Source organism: Brevibacterium sp. 91QC2O2, from assembly GCF_024580695.1.
Lineage (GTDB): Bacteria > Actinomycetota > Actinomycetes > Actinomycetales > Brevibacteriaceae > Brevibacterium > Brevibacterium moorei.
Map to the genome: position 1 here is coordinate 69,127 of NZ_JANIJY010000012.1, position 18,857 is coordinate 87,983.

An 18,857-nucleotide genomic window follows, 5' to 3' on the forward strand; every position below is an offset into this window, starting at 1 on the left:
CCCCTAAGACGCACCCCGGGGTGCACCTCGACGTTATCCACCCGGATCCGAAAGGCTAGAGATGTTCAAGTTCCTCGTTGTCGGCTGCGGTGGTTCGGGTGGAGAGACCCTGGCCCGGCTGATGGACCACCTGAAGTCCGAACTCCTGCCCTATGGCTTCGACAGCCTGCCCGCCGGCTGGCAGTTCGTCCACGTGGACGTGCCGGTGGCCGCCGATACCAAGATCAAGGGGATCGGCAATGTCGCCGATCAGGGCGGCCGCTACATCGGAACCGCGCCATCGTCCGGTTCCTATCCGGTCCTGGACAACGCGGTGACCCAGAAGCTCATGCGCACCGGGGACCTGGCGGACTTCGTCACCTGGGCCCCGCGCGATCCACGCAAGGTAACCGTCCCACTGGTCACCGGCGCAGGCCAGATGCGCGCAGTGGGCCGGATCATCACGCTCAACCGGTCGCAGGAGGTGTTCAAGGGCCTGCAGTACGCGATCGACCAGCTCAACACCGATGAGGCCACCTCGCAGATGCAGGAGGTCGCGGCCAAGCTGCCGGGTGCGGGCAGCTTCGACCCCGCCTCGCCCACCATGGTCTTCGTCGTATCGTCCATGGCCGGCGGCGCCGGCGCCTCGATGGCCCTGGACGTATGCCGCTTGCTGGCCCAGACCAACGGCGTGCTCTCCAGCCAAACCGGCGTCTTCATGTACACCTCGGATATCTTCCCGGACAACCTGAGCGGGGTGAAGCCCAACGCCCTGGGCATGTTGGGCGAGATCGTCGCGGCCCAGACCACCGCTGCCGAACCGCACGACGTGCGCACGCTCGAGGCCCTGGGCCAGCACGTGAACTCCACGGGCCAGCCGCCCTTCGCACGCGTCTTCCCCGTGAGTAAGTACCAGGGCCTGGAACGGGCGAGGTTCGGCGACGGCTCGCAGACCGGACTGTACCGCGGCCTGGCCCGCGGCCTGGCGGCACTCATGGTCTCCGGCCGGGCTTCGGGGAACTTCCAGGCCTTCTACCTGGGCAATCCGTCTTCGGACACCGCGGCCAACGGCACCTATCTGGGTTGGGGCGCGAAGAACCGGCAGGATCTGTCCTGGGGCACATTCGGCTTCGGCCGGCTGTCCCTGGGCCGCGATCGCTACCGGCACTACGCCGCTCAGCGGATAGCCCGGACCGCGGTGGACCGCCTGCGCGAAGGACATCTGCAGGCCGGCAATCAGCAGGGCAGCACCGAACAGCTGCGCGCCCTGGTGGAATCCCAGTGGGATTACTTCCTGCGTGAAATGGGCCTGCCGGACCGCCAACAGGCGACCACCCCGGCCGGGCTGGTGACGTGGCTGCGTTCCTCGATCGGCCAGGTGCAGACGAACGCCTGGTCCCAGGAGGTCGTGCAGACCTCCGGCTTCGAGGCGAATATGGCACCGGCAACCGGGATGCCGGGCAACCAGTGGCTGGCCGTGATGGCCGGACACATGCAGCGCACCGGCCCGGATATGGGCCAGCGGACCGACCGCGTGGTCTACCGCTGGGCCTTCGACTGGGCGCACACCTTCGAGCGCCGCCTGGCCGGTGCGGTGGAGACCTCGGTGTCGACCTTCGGCCTGCCCTATGCCCGTGAACTGCTCCGCCAGCTCGAATCGTATCTCTCCGGCACCGTGGTTCCGCAGCTGAGCAGCCTGTCCCAGGCGCCTAGGCCCACCCTGAACACCCTGCCCCAGCAGATCAACCAGCAGGTCGGCGCGATGGGTTCGCAGACGCTGAACACCAATGGCCTGATCGAACAGAACCTGGTGCGCATCGTCCACGCCGGGGTGGCGCAGTTGGGAGAGATCGTGGCCAGCGGCTATCTGCAGCAGATCCTGGCCGCAGTGCCCAATGAGGTGCTCAGCCACCTGGGCCGCGCGGTCGAACGCGCGATCGAGTCGCTGGACGTGGGAGTGCGCGAATCCGCTCAGAAGGTCGGCATGTCCACGGTGGAGACCGATATCTACGCAGCCTGGCCATCGGATGACGACAAGCAGGTCCCCGAACGCTTCGCCACCGCCCACAACGAGGTCCTGTTGACCCCGGCAGCGGAGTTCGACGGTCTCTACACCGAACATCTTCCCCGATCCATCCCGGACGTGCCGCAGGGCCAGGTGGTGGCCCTGGAGAATGCGAAGACCCTGACCGCGGGCTATGTCATCTCCGGACGGTGGAAGACCGCCGAGGGCGCCAAGGCACCCGGCGGCCTGCTGGGGGTCTCCAGCGACTGGCAGCCGGCGGTGCTCCCGCTGAACCCACATACGGGGGAACGCCTGACGCCCAAGGTGCCCGCCTATGAACTGCACATCGGGCCCGCGGAGCTGCGCCAGCGCGCCCTGAAGTTCATCAACCGGCCCAATGAGGTCTTCGACGACTACTGCTCACTGTCGCTGGAGAACTACGTGCTGGGCAACGACAGCGTGTCCCCGGTCGAGGTCGACCGGCGCCGGTCCGATCTGCGCTCGAAGTTCCGGCAGACGCTCACCCGTGCCCTGCCACTGGGCAGCGTGCATCCGGACGTCGTCTCCCAGGTCCACACGGATAAGAGCGTGGACTACCGCTACACCTTCTCCGCTGTGCCCTTCGGCTCCGACCAGGCGCTGGCCGACGACCTGCAGAAGGCGCTGGCGGACAAGTCATCGGTGTCCAGGGAGACCGAGGAGATCTTCTCCAATGCGGTGGCCTCCGGGCAGGACGCCAGCGGCATCACCCACATCGACGTGTTCGGCAGCTTCGGCAATCTGTCCCCGCTGGTCTTCGACGGGATCCTGCAACCGGTGTCCACCGCCTGGTCCCAGGCCAGCTCGCCCGGCCTGCGTCGCGAGTTCTGGGAGTTCAGAAGGGCCCGACCGCTGCCGGCGTCCCTGCCGATGGCGGACGCCGAGCGGTGTGCGATGATCGCCGGCTGGTATGTGGCCCAGCTGACCGGACAGCTGCAGATCCCCGATCAGCGCAATCTCAACCGGCCCGTGCAGATCTACGACCGGGAGACCGGCCAGTGGTTGTCCTTCCCCAATCCGCTGCTGACCCCACCGGCGGAGTTCGTCGGCCAGAGCTTCGACTGGCTGCCCGCGGTGTTGGAATCGGTGCTGTTGGCGATCAGCAACGCCCATCAGACCCCGGTGCTGTCCTCCCTGAAGCCCTACCGGGTGTTGCGCGGGATCTTCGACAACACCCCGGAGGAGCCGCGCTCGGGCCTGTTGACACTGGCCGCCCGCGACCAGCTGGCGGACTGGCTGCGCACCGGCGAGACCCCCTCGGGGATGCCCAGCCGGGCACAGGCCCCCACCCTGGAGGAGCGCTACCGCAATGCCGGGCAGTTCCTGGAGACCGTGCAGGGATTCGCCGCGGGCAAACTGGACCAGGGCCATCCGGGCGGCGCCGTGGTGGCCGTGGCCAATCGGGCACAGGGCGCGCTCACGCCGATCTTCTGCGATCTGGTCCCGGACATCGTTCAGGTCACCCAGGGGCTGTTGGGGGTCCTTGAGGAGGCCAAGGCCGATGCCGAGGCCGCCGAATCCGGTTCCCAGCCGGGCGGCGCCTGGAACATGCCCGAAGGACTCGAGGGGCCGTTCTGATGAGCACCGACAACGATCTGACACTCATCGTCGCACCCGCCGCCCTGCTGGGGGTGCGCGAGACCCTGCGCGACTGGTCCGCCGGCGGTCTGGTCTCCGACTTCGTCTGGGTTCCGGCCGAGGCGCAGAACGGCCAGTGGCCGGCCTTCGGGATCAGCGCCGGGCGCAAGGACCTGGTGCAGGTGTCCCGCCTGGCCGGCCTGCGCCAGTACCGGACCATTCGCGTGGTGGCCCTGACCCGCGCCGTGGACGGGGAGTTCTCCCTGGTCACCCGGGTCGGCGACGAACTGCGCTGGCTGGCGGCCCAGGAATTCGGCGGGACCGCCGTCGAGGCCCTGCGCGTGCTCTACGCCGAGGAGGCAGCCGAGGAATCCGTCGACCTGGGGTCCTCCAGCGGCTGGGTCGACGCGATCGTCGCAGCCAGCGACTCCCGCGGGCCCGGGATCGGCGCGGGCCCTGTGGACGCCGCGGCGCCGCGGGAGGTCTATCCGCACCTGGCCAGCCAGCTCGCCGCGCTCGCGGCCCTGTACACGGGGGTGGAGGCCTCGGCCCTGGACGAGGTCCCCGCGGCCGCCACCGGCTACCGGGCCCGGCTGTCGCGCTCCTTCTACCGCGGAGTGGATGCCACCGCCGTTGAGGACGGCCTGCACGATCGCCTGTTCGACGTCTCCGAGGGCTACCCGCTGCCCAATGAGAGCGGGAACCTAAGCGTCGCGGTGGAGAACGAACAGGCCGCCGTGGACCAGGCGTCGAGCGCGCTGTGGCGCAAACACTCCTGGGTGCTCGCACGCAACCGGGTGGCCCCCCAGGTGCCGGCCCAGGAGAAGATCACCGCGGGCGCGGCACTGAAGTACTTCTTCCAATTCCTGTTCGCGGCCCTGCGCGGGGCACCGGCGAACTGGGCCAAGGCCCTGCTGCGCTCGGGCAAGGCGGCCGTCGCCCAAACGGTTCAGCGCGCGGTGTTCGGCGGCGGGGACTCCGCCTATTCGGTGGTCGTCGACGGGATCGACGCCAATGGCAATCCCGCTCACTGGCAGGACGCCGTGCAGGCGGCGGAGAACCTCGAACAGCGGCTGACCGGCAACGGCCAGACCCAGCACCGGGACCTCTCGGAGCTGTGGCGCGGTTACACCAACACCACCTTCACCATGCTCGACGCCCAGACCCGCGGGCAGGACCTGCAGCCGCTCTACGCGGGCACCAGGACCGCCGTGGTGCGCGGTCCCAGCGCACTGGCCGGCGACCCGGCGCAGCCCTTCCGCCTGCAGGGCGCGACCGCCGGACTGCTGGGCGCCCGGACGGTTCAGCCGGCCGACATCCTGCAGGCCAATGAGCTGGGCAATCAGATCCAGCAGCTGGCGCTGGGCTCCGGGGTGTCCTCGGATGCGGCCGGGCAGTTCAGCGATATGACCGAGTGGTTCAACACGAACCGGGCTAGCTTCACCAACCGGGTGGGCGAACCGCTGGCCACCGCCTTGGACGAGGTCAAGGCCGAGGTCGCCGAACGCCTGCGCTCCTTCCGCCGGCCCGCCTCCGATGACGACGGCGGCGCCTGGGAACTGGGGGAGACGAACCGCATCGCCCGGGTCAAGATGCGCATCCTGACCGGGGTGATGACATCCGTCGCACTGCTGTTCGGGCTGCTGTCCTTCATCGGGGTCTTCGCCTGGTGGCTCTTCGCGATCCTGTTCGCCCTGAGCGTCCTGGGCTGGCTGGGCGGGGCGCTCATACAGTTCCTGAACACCCGCCGCGCCCTGTTCGCGATCATGCACCGGAACTCCCAAGCCGATGCCCAGGCGGAGGCGGATCGGCAGAACCTGGCCGCGGCCCTGGGGGACCTGTCGCGCCTGGGCGACGCCTACGGCCAATATCTGCGCTGGGCCGATCTGGTGGGCGCCTTCGTCCACCGCCCCTTCGGTCCCGCCCGGCCCCGGACCGCCAAGGTCGAGGGCGGCTTCGACGATCTGCCGCTGAACGCGGGGGTGGCCTCCTTCGTGGTCGACCGCCCCGCCGTCGAATCCGCCGTCGCCACCCTGCGCGCGGAGATGTTCCCCGTCGGGTGGTTGGACGCCCAGTGGCGGACCTTCCTGGGGCGCACCGTCGAACGCGCGGGCCTGGGCGATCCGGTACTCGCCGAGGACGCGGGCCGGTTGTTCCACGAGACCTCCTATTCCGAGGTCAGCAGCCTGGGGCGGGTCGCGCAGTGCGCGCTGACCGAGGACACCGATCCGGTGCTCAGCGCCGGCTGGTGGGCCAACGCCGGACAGCGCCTGGCGAATCCGCGCCTGGACCAGGTCAGGTCCACCCTGCTGCGCACCGTGTCCCTGAGCGGGAACCTGGGCCGGCAGCCCACCGAGGACTTTATCGGCGCCGTCGGCACGCCCACCGGCTCCGACTACAGCCGGCCGGAGATGCTCGACGATTCCGTGCTGACGGACGCCGGGGCCAGCGCGGACCTGCACCGGCTGGCCGAGGACGGCGAATTCATGCGCAGCGTGGTCACCGGACTGGGTCGCGTCGTCGTGCACACGCAGCTCTCGCAGCCGCTGGGGCCCGACGATCTGCGCTTCGCCCAGCACATCGAGGACATGCCCGAGTGGGCCGCTGACAGCGCCTGGGCGCTCAACCCGCTGGGCGATCCCGGCAGCCATGTGGGCGACTACCCGGAAGTGGCACAGGGCCGTCCCGCGGCCCCGCCGGTGAGCCCTGCGGCCGCGCCCGATGCCCCCGCGGAGCCGCCCGCCGCACCTCCAGCCGGGCCCCTGGCCCCCGGCGGTGGGGAGTACGACAACCCGTTCGGGGACATGCCCTTCTAGCGTGGACAGCCAGCACCCCGTGAAATCCGTCGCCAGCCGAAGCGTGAGGACTCAAGCCAGATGACCAACGAAGACCAGAACCCCGGCGCCCCGTTCCTGCCCCCGCCGCTGCGCCCCATGGCGCCCGCGAACCAGGGCCGGTCGGATGAGTCCGAGCCCGGTGGTCCCGCAGCCCCGGCCGCCCCGCAGCCCTCGGCACAGTCGCAGGCAGCGGCCGAATCCGAGGACTCGGAAACACCGGCAGCGCAACCGCCGGTGCCGCGCGCCCCGGCCTTCCCGGTCCTGCCCCCGGCCATGCCACCGGCGGGCCCAGGCGGCGGGACTTCGGCCGCCGGCTCCACGACCACCGATTCCGGGACCCCGACGGCGGATTCCGGCTCTGCCGGACCGAGCTCTGACGCTCCCACCCCACAGGGCGCTCTGCCGGACGCGCAACTGGCCGGGCTGGCCCTGTCGGTCTACCGCTACGGCGAGTCCGAGGGCGAACCGGCCGCGGCCTCGGTCACGGTCGACGCCGCCGGGGCGACGCAGCTGCACTGGCCGCTGCGTGGGGAACCCGGGCTCTACCGGGTGGTGCGCGGGGACGGGACGAGGCCGCACAATCCCGAGGACTTCGCCCAGGTGGCCCGGACCGCCTCGGCCGCGGCCGTCGACGCCGAAGAGCCCAGGGCCGCCGTGCGCTACTTCCAAGTGTGGTTCTACCCCGGCGCCACCGCGGACCAGATCTGCACCGCCCAACCGGTGCTCCACGCTCAGGCCAGGCAGGTCGTCGGCGTGCGCGACGCCCACCTCGACGTCGATGCGCCCAATGTGGTGGGCCGCTGGACCGTCCTGCCCGGCACGGTGGGCGTCCACGTCTACCGTTCGCGCCCGGACCGGGCCGCGAGCGCGGCCGGTGATCCGCGCTACCGGATCGCCGGTGCCGGTGCCAATCGCGGCGGCTTCAACGACGCGGACACCACCCCGGGCGAACGCTACGTCTACCAGATCATGGCCCAGGTGACCGCCGACGGACAGTCCGTCATGTCCGATCCGCTGCGCGTGGACATCGAGATGCCGGTGACGTTGTCCCCGGTGACCGACCTGGAGTACCAGGCCGCGGAATCCGGCGGTCGGTCCTTCGATCTGCTGTGGACCCCGCCGCGCTTCGGCCGGGTGGAGATCTACCGCACGCTCGACGAACCGGTGGAGGGCTTCACCGACGCCTCGATCGATGAGGGCCGGCTGGCCGCCGGCGGGGGACTGCAGCCGGAGGACCGGCTGTCCTATCCCGTCGAGGAACTGCCCGACGGACGCCATGTGATGCGCTCGGTGCCCTGGCCCGCCGGCTGGACCCGCGCCTACTTCACCCCGGTCGCCCTGCACGGCGGCCAGGCCAGGGTGGGCAGGGTGATCGGCGGCGTGAGCGTCGACCCGGTGACCGACACCCGGTTGGTGGAGCGGGTGGGCAGGCGCCACATCGGCTTCGCCTGGCCCGAGGGCGCCGACGTGGTGCGCGTCTACGAGGCCCTTTCCGGCACCCCGGTGGAGAACGTGCTGGCGCAGCCGGCGAAGATCGAGATCGACAAGTCCCAGTACCTGGATCGTGGTTCCCTGACGATCGAGGGCTATGCCGGGCAGGCCGCGCTGACCTACTACCTGGTCTCCGGGGTGTTCTCCGGCGGCGAGGTCATCTGCTCGGCGCCCGTGGCCCTGGAGTGCCCGCCGGTGACCGTGCTGGGCTACGAGGTCTCGCACACGGGGCTGAGCGCCTCGGGTGCCTGGCAGGTGTTTGTGCGGGTACTGGCACAGGTGGAGATCGCCCGGTCCCTGCGCTTCGCGGTGGTCTACAACGAGGACAGGATGCCGCTGCACATCGACGACGGTGTGCAGGTGACGCTGTTCAACCCGGACGAGGGCAATCAGCCCACCGGCCGGCTGCACCTGAACCGGATCCCGGCCCCGGGCTCCGCACACATACCGTACTGCTGGTTCTCCACGCCGGCCTTCACCCAGGCGCCCGGCGGGTTCATCCGGCTGTTCGCCGATCTGCCGGCCGAGGACCTGCAGTCGGTGGCTCTGCTCGACCCCGATGTGATGGACCTCGACCTCTACGTGGCCGGGATGAACCTGTTCCGGCAGCAGCAGGGCGGCCCCGGTGCTCCGGGTCCCGGCGGCCCCGGGATGGGCACGGGCCCCGGTAGCGCACCCGGCGGTCCCATGGGCCCGGGCAACGGGGGCTACAGATGAGCCGCTTCGCCCAGATCACCTATGCCTCCCTGCCCCGGACGGATGGGACCGGTGGCGGCCAGCGGATCAAGGACACAGCGGGCTCGCCCGAGGAGGCCGAACTGCGCCTGATGCAGCGCAATGTCGTCGACGGCCTCGATTACCACGCGGTGCTGCCGCGCACCGCGGCGGACGCCGCGGCGATCCCCGCGCGGCTGCGCTACCGGGCCGCCACCGATGCGGCGCCGGCCATCTGGGCCTATGGCTCGCACGCCGGGGCCGACCCCTACGGGCGCCCCGAGAACGTCTACAGTCATGTGATCGTCGACCGGACCGGCGGCGGGGATCTGCGCCCGATCGACATGTGGTTCTCCGGCTGTTTCGCCCGGCCCTTCGGGATCGAGGCGATCCTGAGCACCCCGGCACCGGTTGAGCCCGCGCCCGGTCTGGGCGCCGACGGCTATGCCCTGGCGGCCGGGGCCCTGTCCGCCGAGGGCTACCGGGAACAACTGCTGGCCGCGGCCGACGCCCTGGCCCGGGTTCGCGCCGATGCCACGGCCGGAGATAGTGCGGCCGGTTCAAGCGGGGCAACCGGGGCCTCCGCCGGCGGCACCCGGCTGGTCCTGGTGACCGACCGGCAGGACTGGGCCGCCACGATCATCGCCGCGCTGAGCTATACGATGGTGCCCGCCGCCGCGGCGCAGATCTCCTTCAGCCTGTACGCCAGGGCCCATGAGCTCGACGGCGACGGACTACGCGGAGTCGACATCGTCACGCTGCCCGAAGCCGACCTGCCGGCTCTGGCCGAACGCTCCGATGTGCTGGTGCTCGGCGACGGGGTCCTGCCCCAGCGCGGCCCCGCCGGCGAACACCTTTCCAGCGGCCTGCCGCCCATCCCCGCGACCGCCTACTCCGCGCTGCTGGAACAGGCCCTGGCCGCCGAGCCAGGCCAACTGCGGGGCCTGCTCGGCGGGCTCACCGACCTGGGCCACGAGGTCCCGGCCGGTGCCGCGCCCGCGCCGGCCTGGGGACTGGCCGTGCTGCTGGCCGAACACCAGGCCGGTGCGGCCTCGGCCCCGGTCACCCGGGTGCTGTCCGCGGCCGTGCCCGCCGGAGCCGTGCACGTCCCGCGCCTGCACACGGTCCACCTGGCCGCCGTGCGCACGAGCTGTGGGAGCACCATCGCCGAGGCACAGTCCGCCCCGCCGACCGCGGATCCGGGACTGTGCACGGTGCGCGACGAAGTGCTGCTCGAGCGGATCCTCGACGATCCGCTGTGGCTGTTCGCCCACGAGGCGCCCGCCCTGGGCTTCGACGCCTGGCGCAGCCTGGAGACCGGGCTGCTGCAGGCCGCCCTCGAGGCGATCCAAAGGCTCGCCGAGACGGTGGAGACCATGGCAGGCGGCCGGGATGCCGCCGCCGGCGTGTTCCGCCTGGCCGGCCTCATCGTCGACTCCGGCGTGGCCGGCCTGTGCGCTGTGGCGGATCCGGACGGCGCCCCACTGCCGGAGACACCGGACGCGACTGCCGAGGCCGTCGATGCGCTGCAGGGGCAACTCGTCTACCTGTTGAGCATGCCCCAGGCGGTGCGGACCGCGGGCTCCGGCGCCGTGGACCTGCAGCACCTGGCGCCGTTCTCCGCCCGCCTGGCGAACTTCGTGACCGCCGCGCTGAGCGATTTCGTGTCCCACCACCTGCAGACCGCCTCGGCCGAGGCCGGAATCGCCGTGCCCGGCGGGGTCGTCGCCCAGGTGGCGCCGGCCATGACCGAGCGCCTGCTGTCCCACGGTCTGCCCGCCGCCGCCGAGGCCGCGATCACCGGGCCCGCGGACGAATTCGACCCGGTCTCGGCGAACCTGGCCATCCTGGCCCTGGACCGCGGAATGTCCACCGAGCTGATCGGTGACTTCCTGGTCCGTCTGGCCCTGCGCGGGCGGGCGGTCTCGGGCCTGCCCGATGAGCGCCGCTCCGTCTACCCTCTGCTGCCCACCTGGGTGCGCGATCGGGTGGCCCGGCTGGACATCGACGCCGCGGCCCTGGCCCGCTGCGAATCCGAGGCCCCAGGCTGGCTGCCCACCGAGGTGCTGCTGGCCCGGCTCAACCGGCTGCCGTTCGACGAGGCCCTGGCCGGGGTCTGCACCCTGGTCTGCCGGACCCGCCTGCAGTCGCGCGCAGCGGTCTTCGCCCGCCTGCTGCTGACCGCCTACGGACACCCTGCCCCCGGCTTCGACCCGCGTTGGTCGTTGCCCATCCTGGCCGAGGTCCACGGCCTGGTGACCCCGCCCCACACCAGTGCCCACACGGCGGCCCTGGCACCTGAGCTGGCGGCCTGGCTGGCCTCGGCGGCCTGCGGGCGGCTGAGTGCGGAACTGGGCCGGATCGCCTCGGCCGACGATGCCGATGCCGCCCGGAACCTCCTGCACGGGCGCTTCCCGCAGCTTTCGGACGAGGCCCTGACCACCCTGGCGGCGGCACTGCCCGCCGGTCCGGCCGATGGGGGATCCGCCCGGATCATCGAGACCCTGGGATACCAGAGCGCCGCCGCCCACGTGGAGGGTCTCGGAATCCTCTCGGCCCTGGGGCTGCTGGCCACAGACCTCGACCCCGGCCTGCTCAGCAGCACCGAATACGCGCTGCTCCACGCTCCGGGCGACCCCATCGGACGGGCCCTGGCGGCACTGGCCGCCAGCGTGCCCGCCGCTACGCTCGACGACAGCTTCACCGCCATCGCCCAGGCCGCCGACGATATCGCCTATACGCGGCAGGAAGCCGCGAAGGACGCGATCAAGGCGGCCAAGAAGGAACGCCGCACCATCCGCCGCAAGGACACGGACCAGGCGGTCAAGACGGTGCGCTCGCTGTTGGAGACCTCCGGTGCCAGGCAGGCTGCCGCCGTTGCACCACCCCGTCCCGTAGAAAGGCCCATGCCATGACCGTTTTCATGCTCGAGAGGGGCAACCAGGTCAGGATCAGGGCCGGCCGGTTGACCCTGACGGCCGGGCTGCCCACCCCCGCAGCACAGCTGCGGGTGACCGACCCCGCGGGAGCTCCGGTGCAGATGCACGCGCCGACCCCCGGAGTGGTCGTGCTGCCCGAAGTGACCGGCGGCCTGCGGGTCGGACTGGTCGATCCGGCCGGGGAGTTCCCCGTGGGCTCACGGGTGCACCTGAAATTGGAGAGCGAACCCGACGGCGCGGGCGGCGACTCCATCCACCTCGCCGAGGCGATCGACGTCAGCGGGGTGACGAGTGCAGACCTGATCACAGCAGAACTCATCGGCGCCGAGCTCGTGGTCTCGCTGGCCGCCGTGCCGGTCAGCCACGGGACGCTGACCGATCTGGCCTCCCGCGCCAGGGCCGAGGTCCGCGCCCAGTCGCAGGACGCCCCGGTGGATCCCTGCCAGGTGGCGATCGTCGTCGACGGTTCCGAATCCTTCGCAGCAGTCCCCGGCCTCGACCGGGTCCTCGAGATCCTCTCCGGGGTGGCCAGCGTGGTCTCCGACGGTCGGCCCGTCCAGGCGGCCCTGGCCTCGGGCCGGGTCGATGCCGTGCCCGTGACCGATCTGGCGGCGCTGCCGGCCGATGTGCTCGCCGCCCGGCGGGCCCAGGCGCCCCACTCGATCTTCGCCGCCGAGCCGGCGGTGGCCGCGAGCCTGCCGGGGGCTGCCGCCGGCGTGGTCTACATCGTCTCCGATGCCCCGCCGGCCGACCACGCGGAACTGGCGGCAGCCCGCCGGGCCGACGGGATCGTGCGGCATCCGGTGGTGCTCGAGGCCCCACGGTCCTGGGCGGTGGAGAGCCAGGGGCTGGATCTGCCCGACGGCGCCACCGTCGTCGACCTGCCCGACTACGACGCCCAGGCCGAGTCCGGGCGCGCACAGATGCTGCGCGAGATCGTCGGCTCCCTGCTCGACGCGGTCCGCGCGGTGGGCCGTCCCCCCGCAGCAGGCCCGGCGGCCGGCGGTACTTCGGCCGCCGGAGGGCCGGACGGAGGGTCCGGCCGATGGGATGGCATGGCCGAACAGACAACCGGCCCCGGTGAGGGCACGAGAAGAGGAGCACACTGATGTCGAAATGCCCACTGTGCTGCACCGAGGTGCCGCAGTCCCAGTACATGTGGACCCTGACAGGCCCCGGCCTGGAGTCGGTCGTCGACCCGGTGCTGACCTCGTACTACGGGCGCGAGCGCTCCTACGCCGGGTTGTTCCCCGTGGCCGCAGGACCCGGGGGCGCCGATCCGAGCCCGCACGTGCGCTCGATGGTCGAATCGAACCCGGAGGTCCCCGCCGGGGTGGCACCCGGCGTCGAGGTCTGCCCCCACTGCCACTATCCGCTGCCGCGCGGCTGGCGCGAGGCCGATGTGCGCATCGTCGCGCTGTGCGGGGCGCCGGCCTCGGGCAAGAGCCTCTACATCGCCACCGTGATCAAAACGCTCAAGACCTGGTTGGCGGAGCAGGGCGGCAGCCTGCGCCCGGCCGACGGGGTGACGGCGAAGAACTACGGCGACCGCTATGAGAAGCCGCTGTTCAAGGAGATGGGCCTGATGCAGGCGACCCGGCGCTCCGACGCCGGCGGTGACGGCAGCTCGCTGTACCAGCTGGATCCGCTGATCTTCTCCATCAGCGCCCCTGGCGACCCGCGCCCCCGGTTCCTGGTGCTGCGCGATGTCGCGGGCGAGGAGATGGAGTTCCTGCCGGAGGACACCACCCACCTGCGCTTCATGGCGCACGCGGATACGGTCCTGTTCATGTTCGATCCGCTGTCGGTCGATGCGATCGAACGCCGGCTGCGCGGACTGGTGCCCCCGCGCAAGGCCAAACCCGGCAACCCCGAACGGGTGTTGGACAACCTGCTCATGATGATCGGCGGGGAGCACACGGGCGCGGCCAGGGCCTATCCGCCCCGGCTGGGCATCGCCCTGTCGAAGTTCGATGTGCTCCAACAGCTGGCCGGGGTCAACGACCGCGGTTGGAGCCGGATGATGTCGAACGCCGGGGCCGGTTTCATGCGCGAGACCTCGCACCCGGGCGGGCAGTACGATCTGCGCGACGGGAACCTGCTGACGATCGAGGCGCGCAGCCTGTTGGACCATATGGGCGCCGAGGCGATCGTCAACAAGGTCGAACATCCCCACGGTGGGATGGCCATGCCCTATCGGTACTTCGTCGTGTCCGCACTGGGGGACTCCCCGCAGGGCGGCAATGTCTCCAAACGCGGGATCTCGCCCTTCCGGGTGCTCGATCCGCTGATCTACGCCATGTCGGGCAACTGAGGAAGAGGGCAGGGGAATGAGTCCGATCGTCTTCGACATCGCCGGCGATGCGCTGGGCAAACTGATCATGGTGCTGCTCCTGGTGCACCTGCTGATGGCGGTCCCCGTCGGTCTGCAGCTGGACCGCCTGGCAGGGGGCAGTCGGGTGCTCAACTTGGTCCTGGCGATCGTGGTGCCGGTGCTGGGAGTGGTCATCGTCGGGGTCCTGGCCCTGGTCCAGTCGATCAAACGGGTGGGCGCCGAACTCCAGATGCGGCCGGCCGGGACCGGCGATCCGGGACGGGCCGCCAAGGACGTGGCCGGCAAGGTGATGGCGGGTCTGGGTGCGCTGCCCGCGCTGGCCGGGGGAGTCCTCGGCCTGTTCCTGACCTGGCTGAAATTGCCATGGGATCCCGAACCTCTGGAGCTGGGGGCCGCGGATCTGGGCCTGCGGGGAGCGCTCGCTCTGGCGGTGTTCTGCGCCCTGGTGGGGCTGGTGGTGACCCTGTCGGGGTCCGCGCGCTGGGGCAATGTCCTCACCCTGTGGGCCTCCGGCCTGCTGCTGGGGCCAGTGCTGGTCCTGCTGGTCGCCGTTTCGGTGATCAAGGGCAATGTGGAGCGCGCGAGTGAACTGTTGCGCTCGGTGCTGGAGAACGCACAGGGCGCAATCGACCAGGTAGCGGATCAGGCCGCGGCCGGAGGCTCCTCCACCGGGGGCGGTGCAGGGTCCGGCACAGCCGCCGGGGGCTCGGGCATTCAGCTGCCCGACACCGAACAGCTCACCGCCCATCTGCAGGGGATGAGCCTGGGCGCGGGCTGGTGGGTTGTGCTGATCCTCGGCGCCCTGGCCTATGTGTGGGCCTTCGTCGTCGTCTTCCTCCTGGGCTCGGCAGCCGGGGCCACCGGCGCCAGGGGCGGGAATTCGGCCCGTGGCGCCGGACGCAGTGGTCGTGGCGGGTCCGGCGCGGATGCCGGAGCCGGGGCGGACCTCGGGAGCGCCGGCACGGCCTATCCCGGTTCCGCCGGGAGCGCCTATCCGGGCTCTGGTTATCCGGGCACAGGGTCGCAGCCCGGCGGGTTCCCCGGCGCGGGCTCCCAGCCCGGTGGTTACCCGGGTGGTGGCTCAGGCGGGCAGCCCGGTGGGTTCCCCGGCGGCTATCCCGGTTCGCAGCCCGGCGGCGGATTCCCGGGAGGCCCGGCCGCGGCGCCGGGCGGGCAGTGGCCCAGCCCGCCGCCGCAGGTGGGCTCGGGGCCCAATGCGCCGGGGAGCGCCGGCGGCCAGGGCTATCCCGGTTCGGGCCGCCCACCGGGCTGGTAGACCTCCAGCATCGCAAGCGCAGAATCACAACGCACGCGGGTATACCCGCGTGCGTTGTGATTCTGCGCTTGCGATGCTTTCCGGGGTCGGTTTCCGGGCTCAGCCGTTCATCTTCGTGGCGCCCTTCTCCCCATGGGTGGTGGAGATGAGCTTGGCGAAGCAGTGGTCCTTGTCCAGCCCCAGCGCATCGCACTTGTCCAGTGCGCCGGAGGCCGAATCGTAGGGCTCGTTGATGACGACCACGTAGTAGCCCTTGAGCTTGAAGGTGCTGAAGTCGTCGGAGTCCATCATCAGCACATTGCCGTAGGTGCGTTGGAGCTCCTGGTACTCGTCCAGGATGTCCGCGTATTCCCAGGTCTTGCCGTCGGCGTAGAGCTTGTTCTTCTTACTGGAGATCTGCGCGACCCATTTGCCCTCGAGCCGGTCCTTGGCCTGCGCTGTGCCCTCCTTGGCCGAACGCTCCAGTTGGGAGAAGGCGTCGGTGGCTCCGCCGTCGGCATTCGCATCCTGGCCGTCGTCCCCGGCTCCTCCTGCCGGAGCGCCGTTCGAGGGGTTATCGGCCGGTGCCGGTTCGCCCGCCGGGTTCGAGGCCCCTCCCGGGGTGTCATCGCCGGGTGCGGCGCTGGCCTGCGGGCTGGGCGGGGCGGCTGTGACGGTGCTCGGGTCGTCCCTGCCCAGGAGGACATAGGCCAGGCCGCCGGCCGCTGCTAGCACCAGGACCGAGGCCCCGGCGATCAGGCCGATCAACAGCCCCCTGCGTTTGGGTTTGGCCGGGGGATTCGGTTGCGGGCCCGCCTGGGGGTTCGGCTGGGATGAAAGCTGTGGATCCCCCTGGGACCAGGGGCCCTGTTCCCGCCCTGGCGCGGTGAAAGGCGAGCCTGGGCCGGCGTATACATCGGGCCGGGCCGCGTCCTGCCAGTTCGGCAGACCGCCCTGCGGGCCCTGGCCCCAGGCCGGCGCCGCCTGCTGGGGTTGAGAACCCGGCTGGGGCTGTGCGCCCGGCTGCGGCTGCGCGCCCGGGGTGGGGTGGGTGTTGGGCTGGGGCGGGGTACCGGGGGGATTTCCCGTGGCGTTCGGGCTCTGGGTGGAGTACTGGTCTGCGGCGGGGGTTGCCCTGCGGATCCTCACGGGTCGTCTGGGGTCGGCGGGATCCTGCTGGGATCCGCCGGAATCGGGCCGGGGATGTTCGCTGCTCACCCCTTCAGAATCTCATGCGGGCCCTACTCGGGCAAGGGACCACGATGGCGGAAGTACTCGAGATCACAATCCCGGGTTGCGGCCGCCGCTTGGCGTGGGGCCGGTGAATCGCCTAGACTAGGGGAGTTAGTGCGCCGTAAGGCGTATGTGCTCACCCCGCGCAGCACACAGCTTGGCCGTCTCTCACCGGCCTTCGGCTTCCGCGCTGGTGAGACATCTCGCGTGTGCCGTCTGGTGCGGTGCGCGCGAACACAACCCATCACCGGGTACGAATACAACACCGTAGTGTTCCAGTGCTGCGGTCGGATGCAGCGGGGTTCAGGCCCTGCTGCGAAGGCCTGCGGTATGAGGAGATGCTCTGGCTGTCCGTCGGGACATAAGACCGGTCCTCCGTGTGGAATCGCCCGGTGAAGAACATGTGTAGATGTCTCCGGTGAGTCGTGGCGGCGCCCCGCGTTTCCGCGATACACCGGCAGAAGTGAACTGGAGGAGAGAAATGGCATCGGTATGCCAGGTAACCGGGCAGGTTCCCGGTTTCGGACACAGTGTGTCCCACTCGCACCGTCGCAACAAGCGTCGGTTCAACCCGAACATCCAGCGTAAGCGCTACTTCGTGCCCTCGCTGCGTCGTTCGATCACCCTGAACGTGTCCACCAAGGGCATCAAGATCATCGATCAGCGCGGAATCGACGCTGTCGTCACCGACCTCATCGCGAAGGGTGTGAAGTTCTGATGGCGAAGTCCCAGGAAGTACGCCCGATCATCAAGCTGAAGTCGACCGCCGGCACCGGGTACACCTACGTGACCCGCAAGAACCGCCGCAACAACCCGGATCGCATCGTGCTGAAGAAGTACGATCCGAAGATCCGCAAGCACGTCGATTTCCGAGAGGAGCGCTGAGCACATATGGCAAAGAAGTCCAAGATCGCACGTGATAAGCAGCGTCGCGTCATCGTCGAGCGCTACGCCGAAAAGCGCCTGGAGCTGAAGAAGCAGCTCATCGCACCGGAGAGCACCGACGAGCAGCGCGAAGAGGCCCGTCTGGCCCTGCAGAAGCTGCCCCGCAATGCTTCGCCGGTTCGCCTGCGCAACCGCGACCAGGTCGATGGCCGCCCCCGCGGCTACCTGCGCAAGTTCGGTCTGTCGCGCGTTCGCTTCCGCGAAATGGCGCACAATGGCGAACTCCCAGGCATCACCAAGTCGAGCTGGTAGTCTCTAAGACGCATATCAGGGCTGTGCTAGCAGTCCAGGACCCTATGTCCTAAAGGAGGACAACCTATGGCTAAGAACCGCAGCGAACTCGTTGCCGAAGTTGCCGAGAACACCGGTCTGACCCAGAAGCAGGTCTCCGACGTTCTCGATGGCGTCTTCGACTCCTTCTCGAAGGTCGTCGCCGCCGGCGAGAAGCTCACGATCCCGGGCTGGCTGTCCGTCGAGCGCACCGAGCGTGCCGCTCGCAAGGGCCGCAACCCGCAGACCGGTGAGGAAATCCAGATCGCCGCCGGCTACTCCGTGAAGCTGTCGGCAGGTTCCAAGCTCAAGGCAGCCGCTGGCACCCCCAACAAGTGATCTGAGCGGATCACACCGATCCGATCGCTAGGGCTCAGGGCCCCGGCCTCCCCACGAGGGAGACCGGGGCCCTGAGTCGTTTCCGGGGCGTTTTCCGGCGGGGTTGCCCCTGCTGTTTCCGGAGCCCTGCGGTCCTGGGGCCCGTCGTCGCCGGGGCCGAGGCCGGGCACGGTCCCGCGGGCGCCTCGGCGTCGGGCCCACATCGCATGCGCTTACCTGCAACACATGCGCATATACACGCATGTGCCCTCTTTGCCAAGCTGGTTGTGAGTCAGTCACGATCAAGCAAAGGAGAGTGATCTCGCATGGTCAGCGTTGTGGGATTCACCGTCGAAGAGGTCCGTGAGTTCGTTCGCGAGTACGAGCGTCAGCCCTATGGTTCGAAAGGCCAGTGGGTCAAGGACAAACCGTTTAGCCGTGACAAACTCCGACGATGGCGGATCGCTTTGTACGCTGGGGATCTGGACCGGGGACTCGCACCCAGGGATCATAGTGTGATGGTTGCACATAGTTACGGACGTACCGCCTACGAGCGGGCACGGGCGAAGAAGGAAGCCGAGCAGTCCGCTGAAATCCAACGCCTCCACGCTCGTATCGAGCAGCTCGAGGGAGCGAACGACGCGTTGGGAAAAGCTATCGGGCTCTTGCATCAGTGGAACGCGCAAGAGCCCGAACCCGCCCGGACGGACGAGCCGAAGGATTCATCCGGACGGAGAACGAACTCGTCACCGGACTGACAACGATTCTGGGCTCCCAACGGAAAGCACTGGACATGACCGGGGTGTCCCGGTCGACGTGGCACTACCGGCACAGGCCCCGGCCCGCAGTGGCTGACCCTGTTCATCAAACGGATCGGGCGTACGCTTCGCGGATCGGTGAGGCAGACAGGCGGCGGGTG

The 18,857-nt window shown here is 70.0% G+C and carries 13 protein-coding genes; 12 read left to right on the top strand and 1 reads right to left on the bottom strand.

The features are described 5' to 3' along the window. Positions 1-61: 61 nt before the first annotated feature. Genes NQ036_RS10020 through NQ036_RS10050 form a run of 7 tightly spaced genes read left to right on the top strand, consistent with a single transcriptional unit; the run spans position 62 to position 15,193 of the window. Positions 62-3,601 carry a tubulin-like doman-containing protein gene (locus NQ036_RS10020; protein WP_257058645.1) on the top strand — a complete coding sequence of 1,180 codons (3,540 nt, stop codon included), beginning with the start codon at positions 62-64 and terminating at the stop codon, positions 3,599-3,601. Beyond that, positions 3,601-6,417, top strand: coding sequence for a hypothetical protein (locus NQ036_RS10025; protein WP_257058646.1), 2,817 nt, complete (start codon positions 3,601-3,603; stop codon positions 6,415-6,417). The genes NQ036_RS10020 and NQ036_RS10025 overlap by 1 nt, the downstream gene beginning before the upstream one ends. 60 nt (positions 6,418-6,477) lie before the next feature. Then, positions 6,478-8,646, top strand: a complete 2,169-nt coding sequence (locus NQ036_RS10030; protein ID WP_257058648.1) for a hypothetical protein — start codon at positions 6,478-6,480, stop codon at positions 8,644-8,646. Further along, complete coding sequence (locus NQ036_RS10035; protein ID WP_257058650.1) at positions 8,643-11,558, top strand: hypothetical protein; 2,916 nt, start codon at positions 8,643-8,645, stop codon at positions 11,556-11,558. The genes NQ036_RS10030 and NQ036_RS10035 overlap by 4 nt, the downstream gene beginning before the upstream one ends. Next, positions 11,555-12,691 (top strand): hypothetical protein, encoded by a 1,137-nt coding sequence (locus NQ036_RS10040; protein WP_257058652.1) that lies wholly within the window; start codon positions 11,555-11,557, stop codon positions 12,689-12,691. The genes NQ036_RS10035 and NQ036_RS10040 overlap by 4 nt, the downstream gene beginning before the upstream one ends. Continuing rightward, entirely contained in the window at positions 12,691-13,896 is a 1,206-nt protein-coding gene (locus NQ036_RS10045) for a hypothetical protein (RefSeq protein WP_257049094.1), read from the top strand. Before NQ036_RS10040 ends, NQ036_RS10045 begins: the two co-directional genes overlap by 1 nt. A 16-nt stretch (positions 13,897-13,912) precedes the next feature. Next, positions 13,913-15,193, top strand: a complete 1,281-nt coding sequence (locus NQ036_RS10050) for a hypothetical protein (protein WP_257058654.1) — start codon at positions 13,913-13,915, stop codon at positions 15,191-15,193. Positions 15,194-15,292: 99 nt separating this feature from the next. On the opposite strand, the gene NQ036_RS10055 is transcribed toward NQ036_RS10050, so the two are convergent. Then, complete coding sequence (locus NQ036_RS10055) at positions 15,293-16,390, bottom strand: hypothetical protein (protein WP_257058657.1); 1,098 nt, start codon at positions 16,388-16,390, stop codon at positions 15,293-15,295. Positions 16,391-16,886: 496 nt separating this feature from the next. Between NQ036_RS10055 and rpmB the strand changes: the two genes are divergently transcribed. The 5 genes from rpmB to NQ036_RS10080 all read left to right on the top strand — a co-directional run bounded on the left by rpmB (position 16,887) and on the right by NQ036_RS10080 (position 18,696). Further along, positions 16,887-17,123 carry a 50S ribosomal protein L28 gene (rpmB, locus tag NQ036_RS10060; RefSeq protein WP_257049098.1) on the top strand — a complete coding sequence of 79 codons (237 nt, stop codon included), beginning with the start codon at positions 16,887-16,889 and terminating at the stop codon, positions 17,121-17,123. Further along, positions 17,120-17,290 (top strand): 50S ribosomal protein L33, encoded by a 171-nt coding sequence (gene rpmG / locus NQ036_RS10065; protein WP_373456796.1) that lies wholly within the window; start codon positions 17,120-17,122, stop codon positions 17,288-17,290. Before rpmB ends, rpmG begins: the two co-directional genes overlap by 4 nt. 6 nt (positions 17,291-17,296) lie before the next feature. Then, positions 17,297-17,602: a 30S ribosomal protein S14 gene (gene rpsN, locus NQ036_RS10070; protein WP_257049102.1), complete on the top strand. Its 306-nt coding sequence runs from the start codon at positions 17,297-17,299 to the stop codon at positions 17,600-17,602. 66 nt (positions 17,603-17,668) lie between these two features. Beyond that, complete coding sequence (locus tag NQ036_RS10075) at positions 17,669-17,959, top strand: HU family DNA-binding protein (RefSeq protein ID WP_257049103.1); 291 nt, start codon at positions 17,669-17,671, stop codon at positions 17,957-17,959. 305 nt (positions 17,960-18,264) lie between these two features. Next, the gene (locus NQ036_RS10080) at positions 18,265-18,696 is read left to right on the top strand and encodes a hypothetical protein (protein WP_257050025.1); all 432 of its coding nucleotides are present in this window, start codon (positions 18,265-18,267) and stop codon (positions 18,694-18,696) included. Positions 18,697-18,857: the final 161 nt, after the last annotated feature.